We start from the raw sequence: 15,229 nt of genomic DNA on the forward strand, positions 1-15,229 counted from the left end.
CATGCTCAGTGCAGAACAAATACACGTCGCCGCCTCCGCATGCCCTCGGTTGCCCTCACTCCTCCAGCTTTTTCCGCAATCGTTCCACCGCCCGGCGCTCGATGCGGGACACCTGGACCTGGCTTACCCCCAGCACCCGGGCCGCCCGCTCCTGGGTCATACCCCGGTAGTAGCGCAGCAGGATCACCTGTCGCTCCCGGTCGGGCAGGGCGGCAATGGCGTCCCGCAGGGATTCCCGCTCCACCACCGCCTCCTCCATGCCGTCGGTACCCAGTACGCTCTCCAGAGTCAGGCCGTCCCCCGTCTCCATCTGGAGGGAGGCCACCGGCAGTCCTGCCTCCTCGGCGGCGGCAATTTCCTCCGGCTCCAGCCCGGTGGCCTCGGACAGTTGTGACAGGGTGGGTTCCCGGCCCAGGGCGGCGGTCAGCTTCTCCCGGACCGCCCGGATGGCCATGCCCCGCTCCTTCAAACCGCGGCTGACCTTGATAGCCCCGTCGTCCCGCAGGTAGCGGCGGATCTCACCGGCGATCTTGGGCACAGCGTAGGTGGAGAACTGGCAGCCGAAAGCGGGGTCAAACCCCCGGACTGCCTTCACAAAACCCAGGCACCCCAGCTGGTATAAATCCTCAGGCTCCACCCCCCGGCCGTAGTAGCGGCGCACGATGGACCAGATGAGTCCGCCGTTCTCCTCAATGAGCCGGGCGCAGGCCTCGTTGTCCCCCTGGCGGGCCTCCTCCAGCAGGGCGGGGGTGTCCGCCACGCTCATCCGGCCCCTCCCATCCGGCGGGAGATCCTGCGGCGCATGGTGACCGTGGTACCCTTCTCCGGTGTGGAGCGCACCTTCAGCAGGTCCATAAAGCTCTCCATGATGGTAAATCCCATACCGCTGCGCTCCTCCCCGCCGGTGGTGTACATGGGTTTTCGGGCCTGCTCCACATCGGGTATGCCCACCCCCTTATCCTTGATCTGGATTTCCAGAGTATGATCCTCAAAGAGCCGCAGCCGCATCTGGATCAGCCCCAGGCTGTCAGGGTATGCGTGGACGATACAGTTGGTCACCGCCTCGCTAACCGCCGTCTTGATATCGTTGACCTCCTCCAAAGTAGGGTCCAACTGGGCCGCAAAGCAGGCCGCCGTGGTGCGGGCAAAACTCTCATTGGCCGACCGGCTGAGAAAGGCCACCGTGGCCTCGTTCATCGCTTTCATTATGTACATCCTCCGTCATTCAAATTTGATCAGCCGGTCCAGACCAGCCGCCCGCAGGACCTTTCCCGCCTGCTCCGGCACATGGATCACCTCCATGGCCCCCTCCAGCTCGCCCATCCGGCGGCTGGCCCGCAGCAGAATGGCGATCCCCGAGCTATCCATAAACGTGACGCCACCCAGGTCCACCGTCAGCTGCCGGGGCATGGTGGTATCGATCTGCCGCACCAGCTCTCCCATGATCTGTCTGGCCCGATGGTGATCCACCTCGCCGTCAATCGCCGCGTACAGCGTCCGGTCCTTTGCTTTACAGAGCACTGCCATGGCTTGTCCCCCCTGTACAAAAAAATCGCAGTATACCAGAATTTGGTATACTGCGATCCTATCATAAATGTACGATATATTTTGTCGAAGAGGTCAACGGACCAGGGAAAAATCGGTGAAGATCCACTTCTCGCCCACTTTTTCGTAGGGGAAGTCAAAGGTCAGGGTGTTCACCACCGCATTGTCCTGCTCCGGGTCCACCACCTCCACCGTCACCCGGACGGTGCAGCGGTCGGGATCTCCGTCCCGCAGGACCTGGACGGTCTCGGCTCCCCGGGTGATATCGGTACCGCGACCGCCGTCCAGACCGTAGAGAACGCCGTCGATGTCGATATACTGGGTGCCGTCATAGGGCAGCAGCATCTCCACCAGATCGTCGGAGAACAGGCTCTTCAAGTAGCCTCGCAGGTTGGCGGTACTGTCGATGCCGGGGTAATCCACCCGATAATATACCTGCCCATTCAGCTCCCGGCTGTCCGCCCGGTCCAGAGGAAGGGTCTCCACCTGGAACCACCAGAAGGCCTCCACCGCCGCCCGGTAGGCGGTCAGTACCTCCTCGTCATTGGGTCCGTCGTAAGACGCGGGGGTGGCTGTGGGCTCCACAGAGGGTGAAGGGTCCGCGCTCTCCACAGGGTCGGGAGTGGGCTCAACCGTGGGGCTGGACGTGGGCACAGCGGAGGGGGATGGGACGGCGCTCTCCTGCGTCTCCGGCGGAGTGGCCCCTCCAGGCGTGGAGGTAGCTACCGCCTCCCCACTGCTGCAGGAACTGGTACATCCACCCAACAACAACAGCAGCGCCAATAGCGGGATTAGCCGCTTCATGCTCCAGCCTCCTTTCTGCCCGATACCCCGGGCTCAATTATACTCCCGTACATTTTATCCGATTCTCGCCGGGAGCACAACCACAGTTGTGTAACAAAGTATGACAAAACAGGCACAGAAACGCCGCCATCCGCATTCGATGGCGGCGTTTCGCAGTTTTTCGTTCTTTATCAGGCCAGAGCGGCGGCAGATTCTTCCAGCTTTACCAGCAGAGCCTTCAGCTTGTTGGCCCGCTCCCGCTCGGCCTCCACCACCTGGGCGGGGGCCTTGTTCACAAATCCGGGATTGTTCAGCTTGGTCTCCAGCTTGTCCAGCTCCTTGCGATTCTTGCCCAGCTCCTTCTGGATGCGGGCCTTCTCCTTTTCCAGATCCACCAGCTCAGCCAGGGGCAGATACAGCCGTGCGGCGTGGGTGGTTACCACCACCATGCCCTGGGCGTCCACCGTATCGGTGGCCTCCACCACCTTTACGTCGCTGGCGTAAGCCAGCCGCTTCAGGAAGGGGATGCCCTGATGGAATACGGCCTGCTCCAGGGTGGAGATGGTAAGCTGGGCCTTCTTGGAGGGGGGCACGTTCATCTCGGCACGTCTCGCACGGATGGCGCGGATGGCGTCCATGATGAGCTCCATGGCCTTCTCCTCCTCGGGGAAGTCCAGGCTGACGTGGTGCTCCGGCCACTGCTGGAGCATCAGGTAGTCGCCCTCGTGGGGCAGGGCCTGCCAGATCTCCTCGGTGATGAAAGGCATGAAGGGATGGAGCAGCTTCAGGATCTGGGTGAGCACGTAGCACAGCACCTGCTGGGCCCGGATCTTGCTGTCCTCGTCGTCTCCCTGGAGGCGGGTCTTGGTCAGCTCGATATACCAGTCACAGTAGGAGTCCCAGATGAAGTCGTACACCTTCTGGGCGGCCACGCCCAGCTCGTACCGCTCCATGTTCTCGGTGATCTCGGGAATGACGCTGTTGAGCTTGGACAGGATCCACTTGTCCTCCAGCTCCAGCTTCTCGGGCAACTCACACTTGTCGATGGTCAGATTCATCATCAGGAAGCGGGAGGCGTTCCAGATCTTGTTGGCAAAGTTGCGCATGGCCTCGCACCGCTCGGTGTAGAAACGCATGTCGTTTCCGGGGGAGTTGCCGGTGACCAGGTTGAAGCGCAGGGCGTCGGCGCCGTACTGGTTGGCCATCTCCAGAGGATCGATGCCGTTGCCCAGAGACTTGGACATCTTGCGGCCCTTGTCATCCCGCACCAGGCCGTGGATAAATACGGTGTGGAAGGGAGGCTTGCCGGTGTGCTCGCAGCCGGAGAAGATCATGCGGGCCACCCAGAAGAAGATGATGTCGTAGCCGGTGACCAGCACGTCGGTGGGATAGAAGTACTTCAGATCCTCGGTCTCCTGAGGCCAGCCCAGGGTGGAGAAGGGCCACAGAGCGGAGGAGAACCAGGTATCCAGCACGTCCTCCTCCTGCTTGATGTTGTGGGAGTGGCAGTGCTCGCACTCGGTGGGATCATCCTCGGACACGGTGATGTGGCCGCACTCCTGGCAGGTCCAGGCGGGGATCTGGTGACCCCACCACAGCTGGCGGGAGATACACCAGTCGTGGACGTTCTCCATCCAGTTGGTGTAGATCTTGGAGAAGCGGTCGGGCACAAACTTGACCTCGCCCTCGTTGACCACCCGCAGGGCCTCCTCGGCTAGGGGCTTCATCTTCACGAACCACTGGGCGGAGATCAGGGGCTCCACGTCGTTGTGGCAGCGGTAGCAGGTGCCCACGTTGTGCTGGTGGGGCTCCACCTTCACCAGCCAGCCGCCGGCCTCCAGGTCCTCCACGATGGCCTTCCGGGCCTCGTAGCGGTCCATGCCGGAGTAGCGGCCGTAGCCCTCCACCACGCGGCCATTGTCGTCCAGCACACGGATGGTCTCCAGGTTCTGCCGCAGGCCCACCTCAAAGTCGTTGGGGTCGTGGGCGGGGGTCATCTTCACGCAGCCGGTACCGAACTCCATGTCCACGTACTCGTCGGCCACAATGGGCATCTCACGGCCCACCAGGGGCAGGATGCATTTCTTGCCCACGATGTCCTTGTACCGCTCGTCGTTGGGGTTGACCGCCACACCGGTGTCGCCCAGCATGGTCTCGGGCCGGGTGGTGGCCACGATGACATAGCGGCCCTCCTCCCCCTGGATGGGGTAGCGGATGTGCCAGAAGGAACCGGGCTTGTCCTGATATTCCACCTCGGCGTCAGACAGAGCGGTGACGCAGTGGGGGCACCAGTTGATGATGCGGCTGCCCTTGTAAATGAGGCCCTTCTTGTACAGGGAGACAAACACATGGCGGACGGCCTTGCTGAGGCCCTCATCCATGGTGAACCGGGCACGGGACCAGTCACAGGAGGCGCCCAGCTTCTTCTGCTGCTCCACGATGCGGTTGCCGTACTTGTGCTTCCAGTCCCACACCCGCTCCAGGAATTTCTCCCGGCCCAGGTCGTAGCGGGACAGGCCCTCGTTCTTGCGCAGCTCCTCCTCCACCTTGATCTGGGTGGCGATGCCGGCGTGGTCGGTGCCAGGCACCCACAGGGCGGCGTAGCCCTGCATCCGCTTGAAGCGGATCAGGATATCCTGGAGGGTGGAGTCCATGGCGTGGCCCATGTGGAGCTGGCCGGTAACGTTGGGGGGCGGCATGACGATGGTAAAGGGCTTCTTGTCGGGATCACGGTGACCCTCAAAGCAGCCGTTCTTTTCCCACATCTCGTAGACGCGGCCCTCCACCTCCTGGGGTTCATAGACCTTGGGAAGTTCTTTTTTCATCTGTTACACTCCTTTTCGGGGCAAAAAAGGTTCGCCCCAAGCCTTTGCTCAGGGCGAACCGAAATCAGTCCGCGGTACCACCTGAATTTCCCTTGCGGGACACTCATTGCCTCTGTAACGGGAGAACCCGCCGCCCCTTACTGTCATTCGGGGACAGAGCTCCGGGACGACCTTCCCCCCACCACCGGAGAGCCTTGCACCAAACCGGCTCCTCTCTGTACCTTTTGCGGGGGTACTCCTTCCCTTCCAAGCTGTTTACCATGACAGTATAGGCGAATACAGGCAAATTGTCAAGAAAAACGTAGCTCACGAGGCAGAAAGCAGCTCATCCAGCTCCTCTTGAAGCTGCTCCATACCAGCGTTGAACCACGGCAGTTCCACAATGCCCCGCCACATCTCCTCCCGGAACTGCTGGGCATCCAACTGAGCCATGGCAGAAACCTCACCACACTGCAGTGCCAGGCACACTTCTTCCTGATTGACCCACACCTCTGCATACCCAAGTTCCTCCGGCGTGCCTCCCACAATCAGATAGGCCGGCAGGCCGGCGTTCTTTCCTGCATAGAGATAGGGTGTGTCCTGATCGATCTGATCGGTGATATCGACCTCTTCCCTGCCAACAGTAAGCAGCACCCGTCCATTTTGTGTCCGGACCGGAGCCGAAACCGTGCTGAAGTCCACCGAAAAATGTTGGTCATTCTGTATTACGCCAGCCCCGATCCAAAGCCGGAAATGTTGCAGGATCCCCGCCGCTCCCATCAGACACAGAGCCGCGGCAACAACAGCCGCCAAAAGAAGCACCCGCTTGCTTGGCGCAACACCATGCCCTCCGGGCCGATCCGCCGCCTCCACCAGTGCCGGGTCCAGACAGTTCGGCGCCTCCTGCACCGTGTGTTCATCCATTCCAAAGCCCCTCCTGTCTCAAAAACTCCCGCAGCTTGTTCCGAGTTCGAAAAAGGACTGTTTTTGTCTTGCTGACGCTCCAGCCCATGTGGGCCGCCGCCTGCTCCACACTGTCGGCATACCAGTAGCGGCGGAGAAACACATTGCGTACCGGCAGCTTCTGCGACCAGAGAAACCGGGAAATCGCCTGGCCCAGCTCCCTGGCCTCCGCCTGTCCGTGGGGGGATCCCCTTCCGGCAGGCATGGAGCCAGCTCCAGCGCGGTCTCCTCCACCGTAGGCGGGCGGCGGCCGTTCTCCCGGCCAATGGCCAGGGCCCGGTTGCGGACGATGGCCCCCAGCCAGCCCTTGAAATGCTCCGGATAGGCGGGAGGGATGGCGCTCCAGACCGCCATGGCACAGTCGCTGAGGCATTCCTCCACATCCCGGTCATCTGAAAGCAGTCGGCGGGCGATAGCGGCGCAGTAGGCCCCATATCTGGCTTTGGTCTCCTCCACCGCACGGGGGTCTCTGGCCTGATAAAGCCGGATCAGTTCCTCGTCCGTCATGGGTCTCCCCCTCTCCTGTTTTTGAAAGGCCCTTCTGTCTCTATAGAGTGCGCCGGCAGTCAGTTGGTTGCAAAAAGAGTCTGACTTTTACGCACAGCATAAAAAAGCCGGGCGGCCTCCGGCCGTCCGGCTTTCCATTCTGTTTAGTGCAGTTCCTTGTCGCAGTAGGCGCAGCAGTCCACGCCGTTCGCTTTAGCAAGGATATAAATAGCGTTCAGTCCAGATCACGCGGCTGCTCAAGCAGCACGTTACGGATATCAGCATCAAGTTTTCGGATATCCTTCAACGATCCTCTGGGGGCCTCCGGCCACTCATCTACCGCCGGTCCCCAGTAGGCACGCGGGGTATCAGGGTAGCGGGCCACCACATGCGCATGGAGATGATCCACTCCTTCGCCTATGAAAAAGGCGTATACATGCGCCGCTCCCAGCACCTGCTTCATGGCCCGGCTCAGTCGGCGCAGCATTACACCAACGGCTGCCATCTCTTCCTCTGTGGCATCATACATTCCCTTGACATGCCGACGGGTTTCCAGCATGTAATAGCCCAAGTAATTGTCCGTCCCATCCGGATGACGTACCATGTGGCTGATGGAAACCAACTCATCCTGCCACACAATATCAGGGCTGTTGGCCTGCTTTGCGCAGATGATACAAGTATTTTCCATCATGGCTCCTTTCTATTTGCAAGGCGTCTATCTTACTATAAGAAAGGGAATCTTCCATACGGGGAAAACAACGAGTGGCCACAGTCTGTCCCTACATCAGGATATGATGTTTGACCATCATTACCTATCTCAGTGCAGTTCCTTGTCGCAGTAAGCGCAGCAGTCCACGCCGCCGTTCTTCTTCACCAGAGGGGGCAGATAGTGGTCCGTCTGGGTAATGCAGTTGGGGTTGGAGCACACCGGCTTGGTGCCGATCTCCACCGCATCAGGACGCATACGCTCCTGGTTGGCCAGGTCGGTGAGCAACGCCATACGGGCGAACATGCCGTAGCGGGCCTGCTCAAAATAGACCGCCCGGGGATCGTCGTCCACGTCGATGGCGATCTCGTCCACACGGGGCAGGGGATGCATCACCAGCAGGTCCTTCCGGGCCCGATCCAGCTTGCGGCGGGTGAGCACGTAGATGCCCTTGCAGCGCTCGTACTCCAGAGGATCCACAAAGCGCTCCCGCTGGATACGGGTCATGTAGAGCACGTCCAGCTGGGGGATGACGGCTTCCAGGCCGGTGACCTCGGTAAACCACATGTTGTTCTCCCGCATGAAGGCCCGCATATACTCGGGCACCGCCAGCTCACGGGGGGCGATGAGGAAGAACTTGATGCCGTTGAACTTAGCCAGCGCCTTAATGAGAGAGTGGACGGTACGGCCATTCTTCAGGTCGCCGCACAGACCCACAGACAGGCCGTCCACACCGCCCCGCAGGCGGGTGATGGTGGTCAGGTCGGCGGTGGTCTGGGTGGGATGCATATGGCCGCCGTCGCCGGCGTTGATCACCGGCACGTCGGAGTAGAGGGAGGCCGCCTTGGCAGCGCCCTCTCTGGGATTGCGCATGACCACCACATCCGCATAGCCGGACACCATCTTGATGGTGTCCTTCAGGGTCTCGCCCTTGGCGGTGGAGGTGGACTTGGGATCAGCAAAGCCAAACACCGTGCCGCCTACCCGCAGCATGGCAGTCTGGAAGGAAAAGTTGGTTCGGGTGGAGGGCTCATAGAACAGGCTGGCCATCACCCGCCCCCGGCAGGCGTCCATAAAATCGGCGGGGTGGTCCATAATATCACTGCACCGCTGGTACAGGGACTCCCACTCCGCCCTTGACAGGTCTCCAAAGTCGATCAAATGCCGCATGACGCTTCATTTCCCCTTTTGAATTTTTTCTATCGTATCATATTTTCCCCTCTCACAGCAAGAGCAGAATGGACAAATTTCTCGCTTTTTTCACATGCCTCCTTGACACCTCTTATTCCGAGGCATATAATGCCTCTGAACAAGAGGTGTATTTATGAAGCTGAACAAAGAATTATCCAAGGGCAGCCACAGCCTGATCCTGCTGAAACTGCTCTCTGTGCGGGATATGTACGGCTATGAACTGATCCAGGAAATGGCTCGCCGTTCCGAGGGTGTTTTCGCCATGAGTCAAGGCAGTCTGTACCCCCTCCTCCACACGCTGGAGAGCCATGGGGAGATCTCCTCCTACCTCCAGTCGGATACCGGCCGGGAGCGGCGCTTTTACCATCTGACCGATACCGGGCGGGCCGTGCTGGCAGAGCAGGAGCAGGAGTGGGCCCGCTATACCCGGGCCATGGGGCTGATTCTGGAAGGAGGAAAGGCATGAACTGGATGGAGGAGCATGCGGAGCTTATTGTGGAGCCGCTGCGTAACCGCCGCTATCAGGCCCGGGTACGGGCCGAACTGCTGGACCATATGGGCAGCCTCTATCAAAGCTGTCTGGAGGAAGGGATGTCGGAGTCGGAGGCCCGGGGAGAGACCCTGTCTCAGCTGGGCAGCGTCCGTCAGCTCCGCCGGGAGTACCGGCAGGCGGAGCTTGTCCTGCGCAGCCAGAGCCTGGGCTTCTGCGTGAGCCGGGTCTGGCTGGGGGCCTGCCTGATGGGAATTCTGTATATCCTGGTCACCCTTATATTGGGACAGATCGTCAGCCGGATTGCCGGTCCCCTTGCTAACGACGGGCTTTCTCATTTGGGCGGACTGGTCCCACATGCACTGTCCGGTACTCCCGCCTATTGGCAGGAATATGACAAAATGATTGCCCTCACCGGTCTCATTTATCAAATTCCTTTTCCCATCGGCGCTCTGTTCCTTCGCTGGCTCTTCCGGCGGACCCAGCATCCCCTGCGTCCCATTGCCGCCGGGATGCTGCTGGCCTGGGCAGGAGAAAAGCTGGCCATCCTCTCCATCAGTGCCCTGATCTATGGGATGCCTCTTTGGAATCTGCCTCCTCTTCTCCAGCGCATCCACACCGGCGGAGATACTACCGCAGGCTTCTTTACCGCTCCCTACATTGTCTGGACCCTCTTTTTCACGCTGGTTTTAGCTCTGCTGGCCTCACTCATCCCCACCAGCGCGCAAAAAAAGCAGCTTTGTTAAAACCTGCATCGTATGAACCGCCCCCCTTCGTCCCATGATAGAAAAAACGGACGAGGCGGGGCGATTTTTTGACTTGGTTCTGGTACTTTCTCATTTACAGTTTTATCGGCTTTCTCATTGAGGTCTGCTATGTCCGCGTGATCGGAGAGACCAAGCGGGACCGGAAGTGCCGGCTGTTCCTGCCCATCTGCCCCGTCTATGGCCTGGGGGCCCTGGGGCTGCTCCTTCTGCCGAAAGAAATTCAGCAGACGCCCTGGCTGCTCTTTCCCGCCGCGGTGGTTATCTGCACGGGGGTGGAGTGGCTCACCGGACTCTTTTACGAAAAGGTCTTTCGGGTCTGCTTCTGGGACTACTCCCACCTGCCCCTGCATCTGGGCCGGCACGCCTGCCTGCGCTTTGCTCTGTACTGGGGAGTGCTGGCCCTGCTGATCTACTACCTGCTCCACCCCTGGGTGACCTGGCTGGTCATGCACATCCCCGTCTGGCTGGCGCCGCCGGTAGCAGCACTCCTGCTGGTGGACACCCTTCTCACCGCCGCCCTTCTGCGGCGTACCCGGGATACCGGCGTTCTGCGATGGTATCTATGCCTGGCCCGCCGCAGAACCGCATAGAAAAGTACCCCCGCTTAAACTTCCTGCGCTTGAGCGGGGGCATGTTTACGCCCGTCTCAGGTCATTGAGGGTCTCATCGATCTTCTTTTGCGGTACGTAGGCCTGGGCCACCGCCAGAATCTGCTCCAGGGTAATGGAGCGGGCCGCGCCCAAAATGGGGTGCTTGAAGAGCATGGGAAACCGGCGCTGAAGCACGGCCCGGCTGCCCGGATGGTCCAGCAGTTCCCCCACGGTGATCTGGTTGCGTTTGAGTTCCATGGGTCTCACCTCCACCCCATTCTATGCTGCCGCTCCACAGATTTGACTTGTGGTTTGTGTACAGGCGGGCTATAATGGTGTGAAGATTCCAGATTCTCATATAGGAGGAGGAACTTTTTCCCATGGTACGACCCTTTGAGTCCTCATTTCCCCGCCTCCATCCGGAGTCCTGGCTGGCAGAGAACGCCACTGTGGTGGGGGATGTTCTGGTGGAACGGCAGGCCAGCATCTGGTACGGCGCGGTACTCCGGGGCGACGAGTGCCCCATCCGGATCGGCCAGGGCTCCAACCTCCAGGATCAGGCGGTGGTTCACGGAGATCCCGGCTTTCCCTCCATCATCGGCCGGGACGTAACGGTGGGCCACGGGGCCATTCTTCACGGCTGCACGGTAGAGGACGGTTCCCTCATCGGCATGGGGGCCATCCTGCTCAACGGCTGCGTCATCGGCGCAGGCAGTCTGGTGGCCGCCGGCGCCCTGGTCACCCAAAACATGGTGGTTCCTCCCGGCAGTCTGGTGGTGGGCTCCCCTGCCAAGGTGGTCCGCTCTCTCACTGAGGAGGAAGCCGCCTCCCTTCCCCGCTCCGCTCAAACATACCGGGATCTGGCCAGGGCCCAGCTGCCCCACGCCGCTCCCCAGGAGGTACAGCAATGAAAAAGCACGAACATGAACGGGGGCAGCGCAGACGCGCCCTGAAGGCACAGATCAAGGCCAAGCCCGGCCTTACCGCCGTCTATCTCATTCTGCGCGCTCTGGTGATCGTGGCCCTGGTGGCCCAGGTGTTCAACCGCAACTTTGAAAACGTGTTCCTCTGCGTCCTTACCCTGTTTCTTTTCACCCTGCCCTCCTTCATTGAGCGCACCATCCGCATTGAGATCCCGGACACCCTGGAGGTCATCATCCTGCTGTTCATCTTCGCGGCGGAGATTTTGGGTGAGATCCAGGCCTACTATGTCCAGTTCCCCTACTGGGACACCATGCTCCACACCCTCAACGGCTTCCTGTGCGCCGCTATCGGCTTCTCCCTGCTGGACATTATCAACCGCAATGAGAAGCTGAAGTTCAGCCTGTCCCCTGTTTATCTGTCTGTCGTGGCGTTCTGCTTCTCCATGACCATCGGCGTACTGTGGGAGTTTTTTGAATTTTCCATGGATCAGCTGTTTCTGCTGGACATGCAGAAGGACACCATTGTACATACCATCGGCTCGGTAATGCTGGACCCCACCGGCGGCAACACCCCCACCGCCATCAAGCACATCACCGACGTCATTGTGGTCACCGCCGACGGGGCCCAGCAGTCTCTGGGATTGGGCGGCTATCTGGACATCGGTATCGTGGATACCATGCAGGACCTCTTCGTCAATTTCATCGGTGCCGTGCTCTTCTCCTTTATCGGCTTTTTCTATGTGAAAAATCGCGGCAAGGGCAAATTTGCTCCCCGGTTTATCCCCACAGTGGTGGAGGATGGGGAAAACTCCACTGCTGAGGAAGGCTCTTCCGGAGAATAACAGATCGTTGGCATCTGTTATTCCACATCAAATTTTTGTGAACAGACACGCATAGTTTCCTCCCTTCCGGCCATACTAGGAGCGTACCACGGTAACAAGGAGGAAATTGCGATGAACCAGACCCCTAACAACAGCATCAAGTGCACCGTGTCCAACTGTGCCCATCACTGCAGCGGCCAGAACTACTGCACCCTGAACGAGATCAAGGTGGGTTGCTGCGAGCCCAACGCTACCAAGTGCGCCTCCACCGAGTGCGCCTCCTTCCAGCTGGGCCAGCACTAAGCACCTGAAGGGCAAAAAAACAGGACCTGCTTTCGCAGGTCCTGTTTTTTTGCATTTGGAATTACTCCTTGGGCTCGGCGGGCGCCTCGGCCTTGGGAGCCTCCGCCTTGGGGGCGGCGGCAGCCGCGGGCGCGGCAGCGGGAGCAGCCTTGGGAGCCGCAGGCTTCACCTCGGGCACCTTGCCGTCCACGGTGATCAGCTTGCGGGGGCACTTCTGAGCGCAGATGCCGCAGCCGATGCACTTCTCGTAGTCGATGACAGCCAGGTTGTTGACCATGGTGATGGCTTCCTTGGGGCAGTTCTTGGCACACAGGGAGCAGCCGATACAGCCGTTGTCGCACACCTTCCGGGCATCCACACCCTTGTCGTGGGAGGAGCAGGGAATGGTGACGTGACGCTTGGTCTTGTAGGGCTCCAGGGCGATGATGTGGCGGGGGCAGATGTCCACGCACTTGCCGCAGGCCTTGCACTTCTCCTCGTCCACCTTGGCCACGCCGTCGATGACGTGGATGGCGTCGAAGGGGCAGGCCTTCTCACAGGAGCCCAGGCCCAGGCAGCCGTAGGCGCAGGACAGCGCGCCGCCGCCGGGCACCTTGGAGGCCGCCACGCAGTCGTGGAGGCCCACGTACTCATACTGCTTGTAGTTCTGGCCGCAGCCGGTGCAGTGCACCTGGGCCAGCTGCTTGACCATGGCGCCGGCGGACACGCCCATGATCTCGGCGATCTGGGCGGCAACCGCCTCGCCGCCGGCGGCGCAGGCGTTGACCGGGGCAGCGCCCTTGGCCACGGCGGCGGCATAGCCGGAGCAGCCGGCGAAGCCGCAGCCGCCGCAGTTGGCGCCGGGCAGGCAGCCCAGCACGGCCTCTTCCTTGGGATCCACCTCAACGGCGAAGACCTTGGCGGCGAAGCCCAGCACCAGTCCGAACAGGGCGCCCAGGGCAGCCAGGATCACCACCGCGATGATAACAATCTGAAAATTCATATTCTTCCGCCCTCCTTAAAAGACCTTCAGGCCGGAGAAGCCCATGAAGGACAGAGCCACCAGGCCGGCGGTCATCAGAGCGATGGGGAAGCCCTCGAAGGCCTTGGGGCACTCGGAGAAGGTCAGACGCTCCCGGATGCTGGCGAAGATCACGATGGCCAGCATGAAGCCCAGGCCGCCGGTGATGCCGTACACCACGCTGGTGATGAAGTCGTAGCCGTTCTGGGTGTTCTGGAGCACCACGCCCAGCACCGCGCAGTTGGTGGTGATCAGAGGCAGGTAGATGCCCAGGGCCTCATACAGGGAGGGCATGGACTTCTTCAGGAACATCTCGATGAACTGCACCAGGGCGGCGATGACCAGGATGAAGACCACGGTCTGCATGAAGGCCAGATTGGGGCCGCCCTCGCCGTAGATGGCGGGGTTCACCAGCAGGAACTGGTTGATGGGCCAGCAGATGGCGGAGGCCAGACCCATGACGAAGGTCACGGCGATGCCCATGCCGGCGGCGGTGTCGATCTTCTTGGACACGCCCATGAAGGGGCAGATGCCCAGGAACTGGGAGAAAATGAAGTTGTTGACCAGAATGGCGCCCAGGGCCACGCTGAACAGGTTAGCAAGATCAAATCCCATTACTTGGCCACCTCCTCAGTCTTTTTGTCCTTCTTGGGCTTGTTCAGGATGTACTGCATGGCGGCGATCAGGCAGGCCAGGGTGAGGAAGCCGCCCACCGGCAGGATCATGCCCAGGGCGGGGAAGGCCTCAGGCAGGATGCGGATGCCGGCGGCAGTGCCCAGGCCGAAGACCAGCTGGCCGTTCTCGCCGATCTCCAGCAGGCCGCCCATGATGGTGCCGGCGCCCAGGAACTCACGGATGGCGCACATGATCACCAGGATGATGGTGTAGCCCAGGCCCTGGAAGATACCGTCCAGGGTGGAGGCGGCGATGGTGTTCTTGTAGGAGAACGCCTCGGCGCGGCCCAGGATGATACAGTTCACCACGATCAGGGGGATGAACAGGCCCAGGCTCTTGGACAGGGCCGGGATGAAGGCCTGAAGCATCAGATCCACGATGGTCACGAAGCCGGCGATCACCACGATGAAGCAGGCGATACGGATGTTGTTGGGGATGATCTTCCGCAGCGCGGCGATCAGGATGTTGGACAGGGTCAGGATAATCAGCACGGACACGCCCATGCCAAGGCCGTTGAACAGGGTGGTGGTGATGGCCATGGTGGAGCACATGCCCAGCAGCTGGACGGTAACCGGGTTCTGGAAGAACAGGCCGTCCATCAATTGCTTTTTCGGATTCACGTTCTTACCTCCTTAACCCATGCTCTCGGCCACGGCGATGGCGGAGTTGACCGCCTCGCACACGCCGCGGGAGGTGATGGTGGCGCCGGTGATGGCGTTGATGTCGCCGCCGTCCTTGGTGACGGCCACGGTGCCGGTCTTGCCGATGAACTGATCGGCGAAGGAGGGCCGGCTGGCATTGGAGCCCAGACCGGAGGTCTCACCGGTGCTGGTGACGGAAATGCCGGTGCAGGCGTAGCTGGAGTCCACACCCACCATGATGGTCAGGTTGCCGCTGAAGGAGGTGGGCGGGGAGACCTGCACCACATAGCCGGCGTCGCCGGCCTGATAGACGGCCTCCACCGTGGCGTCGCCGCCGGCGTAGTCGGCGGTCACGTCGGTGTACTCGTCGGCGGGCAGAACAGCGTTCATGGCCTCCTGGGTGGTCTTCCAGTTATTCGCCTCGATAAAGGGTGCGGTCACCTCGTTGGTCAGGCCCAGCAGCAGAGAGGTCACCAGGCAGATGAGGAACAGGACCACCACGAGAGTGGCAGTGCCGGGATCTTTTTTCGTCTCAGTCATG

General features: G+C 60.8%; 20 protein-coding genes and 1 other annotated feature. Of the genes, 6 read left to right on the forward strand and 14 right to left on the reverse strand.

The features are described from left to right. Positions 1–55 precede the first annotated feature (55 nt). The 9 genes from B5G34_RS07795 to pyrB form a co-directional block, all read right to left on the reverse strand. Complete coding sequence (locus tag B5G34_RS07795) at positions 56–766, reverse strand: sigma-70 family RNA polymerase sigma factor (RefSeq protein ID WP_087335830.1); 711 nt, start codon at positions 764–766, stop codon at positions 56–58. Next, complete coding sequence (gene spoIIAB, locus B5G34_RS07800) at positions 763–1,206, reverse strand: anti-sigma F factor (protein WP_087335832.1); 444 nt, start codon at positions 1,204–1,206, stop codon at positions 763–765. The genes B5G34_RS07795 and spoIIAB overlap by 4 nt, the downstream gene beginning before the upstream one ends. A gap of 15 nt (positions 1,207–1,221) precedes the next feature. Then, positions 1,222–1,527, reverse strand: a complete 306-nt coding sequence (locus tag B5G34_RS07805; protein ID WP_087335834.1) for an STAS domain-containing protein — start codon at positions 1,525–1,527, stop codon at positions 1,222–1,224. A gap of 93 nt (positions 1,528–1,620) precedes the next feature. Next, positions 1,621–2,349, reverse strand: a complete 729-nt coding sequence (locus tag B5G34_RS07810; protein WP_087335836.1) for a hypothetical protein — start codon at positions 2,347–2,349, stop codon at positions 1,621–1,623. A 170-nt stretch (positions 2,350–2,519) separates the two neighbouring features. Then, a complete protein-coding gene (locus tag B5G34_RS07815; RefSeq protein WP_087335838.1) occupies positions 2,520–5,153 on the reverse strand; it encodes a valine--tRNA ligase in 2,634 nt (877 codons plus the stop codon). Between the two features lie 46 nt (positions 5,154–5,199). After that, positions 5,200–5,411 (reverse strand) — a binding site (T-box leader). A 48-nt stretch (positions 5,412–5,459) separates the two neighbouring features. Then, the gene (locus tag B5G34_RS07820) at positions 5,460–6,056 is read right to left on the reverse strand and encodes a hypothetical protein (RefSeq protein ID WP_087335840.1); all 597 of its coding nucleotides are present in this window, start codon (positions 6,054–6,056) and stop codon (positions 5,460–5,462) included. Positions 6,057–6,074: 18 nt separating this feature from the next. Beyond that, entirely contained in the window at positions 6,075–6,602 is a 528-nt protein-coding gene (locus tag B5G34_RS07825) for a sigma factor (protein ID WP_087335841.1), read from the reverse strand. Positions 6,603–6,816: 214 nt separating this feature from the next. Further along, positions 6,817–7,272 (reverse strand): HIT family protein, encoded by a 456-nt coding sequence (locus tag B5G34_RS07830; RefSeq protein ID WP_087335843.1) that lies wholly within the window; start codon positions 7,270–7,272, stop codon positions 6,817–6,819. Positions 7,273–7,398: 126 nt separating this feature from the next. Further along, the gene (gene pyrB, locus B5G34_RS07835; protein WP_087335844.1) at positions 7,399–8,457 is read right to left on the reverse strand and encodes an aspartate carbamoyltransferase; all 1,059 of its coding nucleotides are present in this window, start codon (positions 8,455–8,457) and stop codon (positions 7,399–7,401) included. A 154-nt stretch (positions 8,458–8,611) separates the two neighbouring features. On the opposite strand from pyrB, the gene B5G34_RS07840 reads away from it, so the two are divergent. The 3 genes from B5G34_RS07840 (at position 8,612) to B5G34_RS07850 (ending at position 10,325) form a co-directional block, all read left to right on the forward strand. Next, positions 8,612–8,944, forward strand: coding sequence for a helix-turn-helix transcriptional regulator (locus B5G34_RS07840; RefSeq protein WP_087335845.1), 333 nt, complete (start codon positions 8,612–8,614; stop codon positions 8,942–8,944). Next, a complete protein-coding gene (locus B5G34_RS07845) occupies positions 8,941–9,714 on the forward strand; it encodes a permease prefix domain 1-containing protein (RefSeq protein WP_087335847.1) in 774 nt (257 codons plus the stop codon). The genes B5G34_RS07840 and B5G34_RS07845 overlap by 4 nt, the downstream gene beginning before the upstream one ends. Before the next feature lie 68 nt (positions 9,715–9,782). Beyond that, a complete protein-coding gene (locus tag B5G34_RS07850) occupies positions 9,783–10,325 on the forward strand; it encodes a putative ABC transporter permease (protein ID WP_087335849.1) in 543 nt (180 codons plus the stop codon). A gap of 45 nt (positions 10,326–10,370) precedes the next feature. Here B5G34_RS07850 and B5G34_RS07855 read toward each other — a convergent pair whose 3' ends face one another. Beyond that, positions 10,371–10,583: a hypothetical protein gene (locus tag B5G34_RS07855; protein ID WP_087335851.1), complete on the reverse strand. Its 213-nt coding sequence runs from the start codon at positions 10,581–10,583 to the stop codon at positions 10,371–10,373. A 122-nt stretch (positions 10,584–10,705) separates the two neighbouring features. Here B5G34_RS07855 and B5G34_RS07860 point away from each other — a divergent pair, with 122 nt between their 5' ends. The 3 genes from B5G34_RS07860 (at position 10,706) to B5G34_RS07870 (ending at position 12,372) form a co-directional block, all read left to right on the forward strand. After that, positions 10,706–11,236 (forward strand): gamma carbonic anhydrase family protein, encoded by a 531-nt coding sequence (locus tag B5G34_RS07860; protein ID WP_087335852.1) that lies wholly within the window; start codon positions 10,706–10,708, stop codon positions 11,234–11,236. Then, a complete protein-coding gene (locus B5G34_RS07865) occupies positions 11,233–12,090 on the forward strand; it encodes a hypothetical protein (RefSeq protein ID WP_087335854.1) in 858 nt (285 codons plus the stop codon). Before B5G34_RS07860 ends, B5G34_RS07865 begins: the two co-directional genes overlap by 4 nt. A gap of 111 nt (positions 12,091–12,201) precedes the next feature. Next, a complete protein-coding gene (locus B5G34_RS07870; RefSeq protein WP_087335857.1) occupies positions 12,202–12,372 on the forward strand; it encodes a DUF1540 domain-containing protein in 171 nt (56 codons plus the stop codon). A 61-nt stretch (positions 12,373–12,433) separates the two neighbouring features. Here B5G34_RS07870 and B5G34_RS07875 read toward each other — a convergent pair whose 3' ends face one another. Genes B5G34_RS07875 through B5G34_RS07890 form a run of 4 tightly spaced genes read right to left on the reverse strand, consistent with a single transcriptional unit; the run spans position 12,434 to position 15,228 of the window. Beyond that, entirely contained in the window at positions 12,434–13,354 is a 921-nt protein-coding gene (locus tag B5G34_RS07875; protein ID WP_087335859.1) for an RnfABCDGE type electron transport complex subunit B, read from the reverse strand. Positions 13,355–13,369: 15 nt separating this feature from the next. Continuing rightward, positions 13,370–13,987, reverse strand: coding sequence for an electron transport complex protein RnfA (locus B5G34_RS07880; RefSeq protein ID WP_087236753.1), 618 nt, complete (start codon positions 13,985–13,987; stop codon positions 13,370–13,372). Beyond that, on the reverse strand, positions 13,987–14,667 hold the full coding sequence (rsxE, locus tag B5G34_RS07885) for an electron transport complex subunit RsxE (protein WP_087335861.1): 681 nt from the start codon (positions 14,665–14,667) through the stop codon (positions 13,987–13,989). Before rsxE ends, B5G34_RS07880 begins: the two co-directional genes overlap by 1 nt. Before the next feature lie 12 nt (positions 14,668–14,679). After that, complete coding sequence (locus tag B5G34_RS07890) at positions 14,680–15,228, reverse strand: RnfABCDGE type electron transport complex subunit G (RefSeq protein ID WP_087335862.1); 549 nt, start codon at positions 15,226–15,228, stop codon at positions 14,680–14,682. Position 15,229: the final 1 nt, after the last annotated feature.

It is taken from the genome of Flavonifractor sp. An82, assembly GCF_002159265.1.
GTDB lineage: Bacteria > Bacillota > Clostridia > Oscillospirales > Oscillospiraceae > Flavonifractor.

Coding starts and splice junctions, on each gene's coding strand:
- B5G34_RS07840 (WP_087335845.1), top strand. CDS start 8,612: ATGAAGCTGAACAAAGAATTATCCAAGGGCAGCCACAGCCTGATCCTG.
- B5G34_RS07880 (WP_087236753.1), bottom strand. CDS start 13,987: ATGGGATTTGATCTTGCTAACCTGTTCAGCGTGGCCCTGGGCGCCATT.
- B5G34_RS07825 (WP_087335841.1), bottom strand. CDS start 6,602: ATGACGGACGAGGAACTGATCCGGCTTTATCAGGCCAGAGACCCCCGT.
- pyrB (WP_087335844.1), bottom strand. CDS start 8,457: ATGCGGCATTTGATCGACTTTGGAGACCTGTCAAGGGCGGAGTGGGAG.
- B5G34_RS07875 (WP_087335859.1), bottom strand. CDS start 13,354: ATGAATTTTCAGATTGTTATCATCGCGGTGGTGATCCTGGCTGCCCTG.
- B5G34_RS07845 (WP_087335847.1), top strand. CDS start 8,941: ATGAACTGGATGGAGGAGCATGCGGAGCTTATTGTGGAGCCGCTGCGT.
- B5G34_RS07815 (WP_087335838.1), bottom strand. CDS start 5,153: ATGAAAAAAGAACTTCCCAAGGTCTATGAACCCCAGGAGGTGGAGGGC.
- B5G34_RS07890 (WP_087335862.1), bottom strand. CDS start 15,228: ATGACTGAGACGAAAAAAGATCCCGGCACTGCCACTCTCGTGGTGGTC.
- B5G34_RS07810 (WP_087335836.1), bottom strand. CDS start 2,349: ATGAAGCGGCTAATCCCGCTATTGGCGCTGCTGTTGTTGTTGGGTGGA.
- spoIIAB (WP_087335832.1), bottom strand. CDS start 1,206: ATGAAAGCGATGAACGAGGCCACGGTGGCCTTTCTCAGCCGGTCGGCC.
- B5G34_RS07795 (WP_087335830.1), bottom strand. CDS start 766: ATGAGCGTGGCGGACACCCCCGCCCTGCTGGAGGAGGCCCGCCAGGGG.
- B5G34_RS07870 (WP_087335857.1), top strand. CDS start 12,202: ATGAACCAGACCCCTAACAACAGCATCAAGTGCACCGTGTCCAACTGT.
- B5G34_RS07860 (WP_087335852.1), top strand. CDS start 10,706: ATGGTACGACCCTTTGAGTCCTCATTTCCCCGCCTCCATCCGGAGTCC.
- B5G34_RS07820 (WP_087335840.1), bottom strand. CDS start 6,056: ATGGATGAACACACGGTGCAGGAGGCGCCGAACTGTCTGGACCCGGCA.
- B5G34_RS07805 (WP_087335834.1), bottom strand. CDS start 1,527: ATGGCAGTGCTCTGTAAAGCAAAGGACCGGACGCTGTACGCGGCGATT.
- B5G34_RS07830 (WP_087335843.1), bottom strand. CDS start 7,272: ATGATGGAAAATACTTGTATCATCTGCGCAAAGCAGGCCAACAGCCCT.
- B5G34_RS07865 (WP_087335854.1), top strand. CDS start 11,233: ATGAAAAAGCACGAACATGAACGGGGGCAGCGCAGACGCGCCCTGAAG.
- B5G34_RS07855 (WP_087335851.1), bottom strand. CDS start 10,583: ATGGAACTCAAACGCAACCAGATCACCGTGGGGGAACTGCTGGACCAT.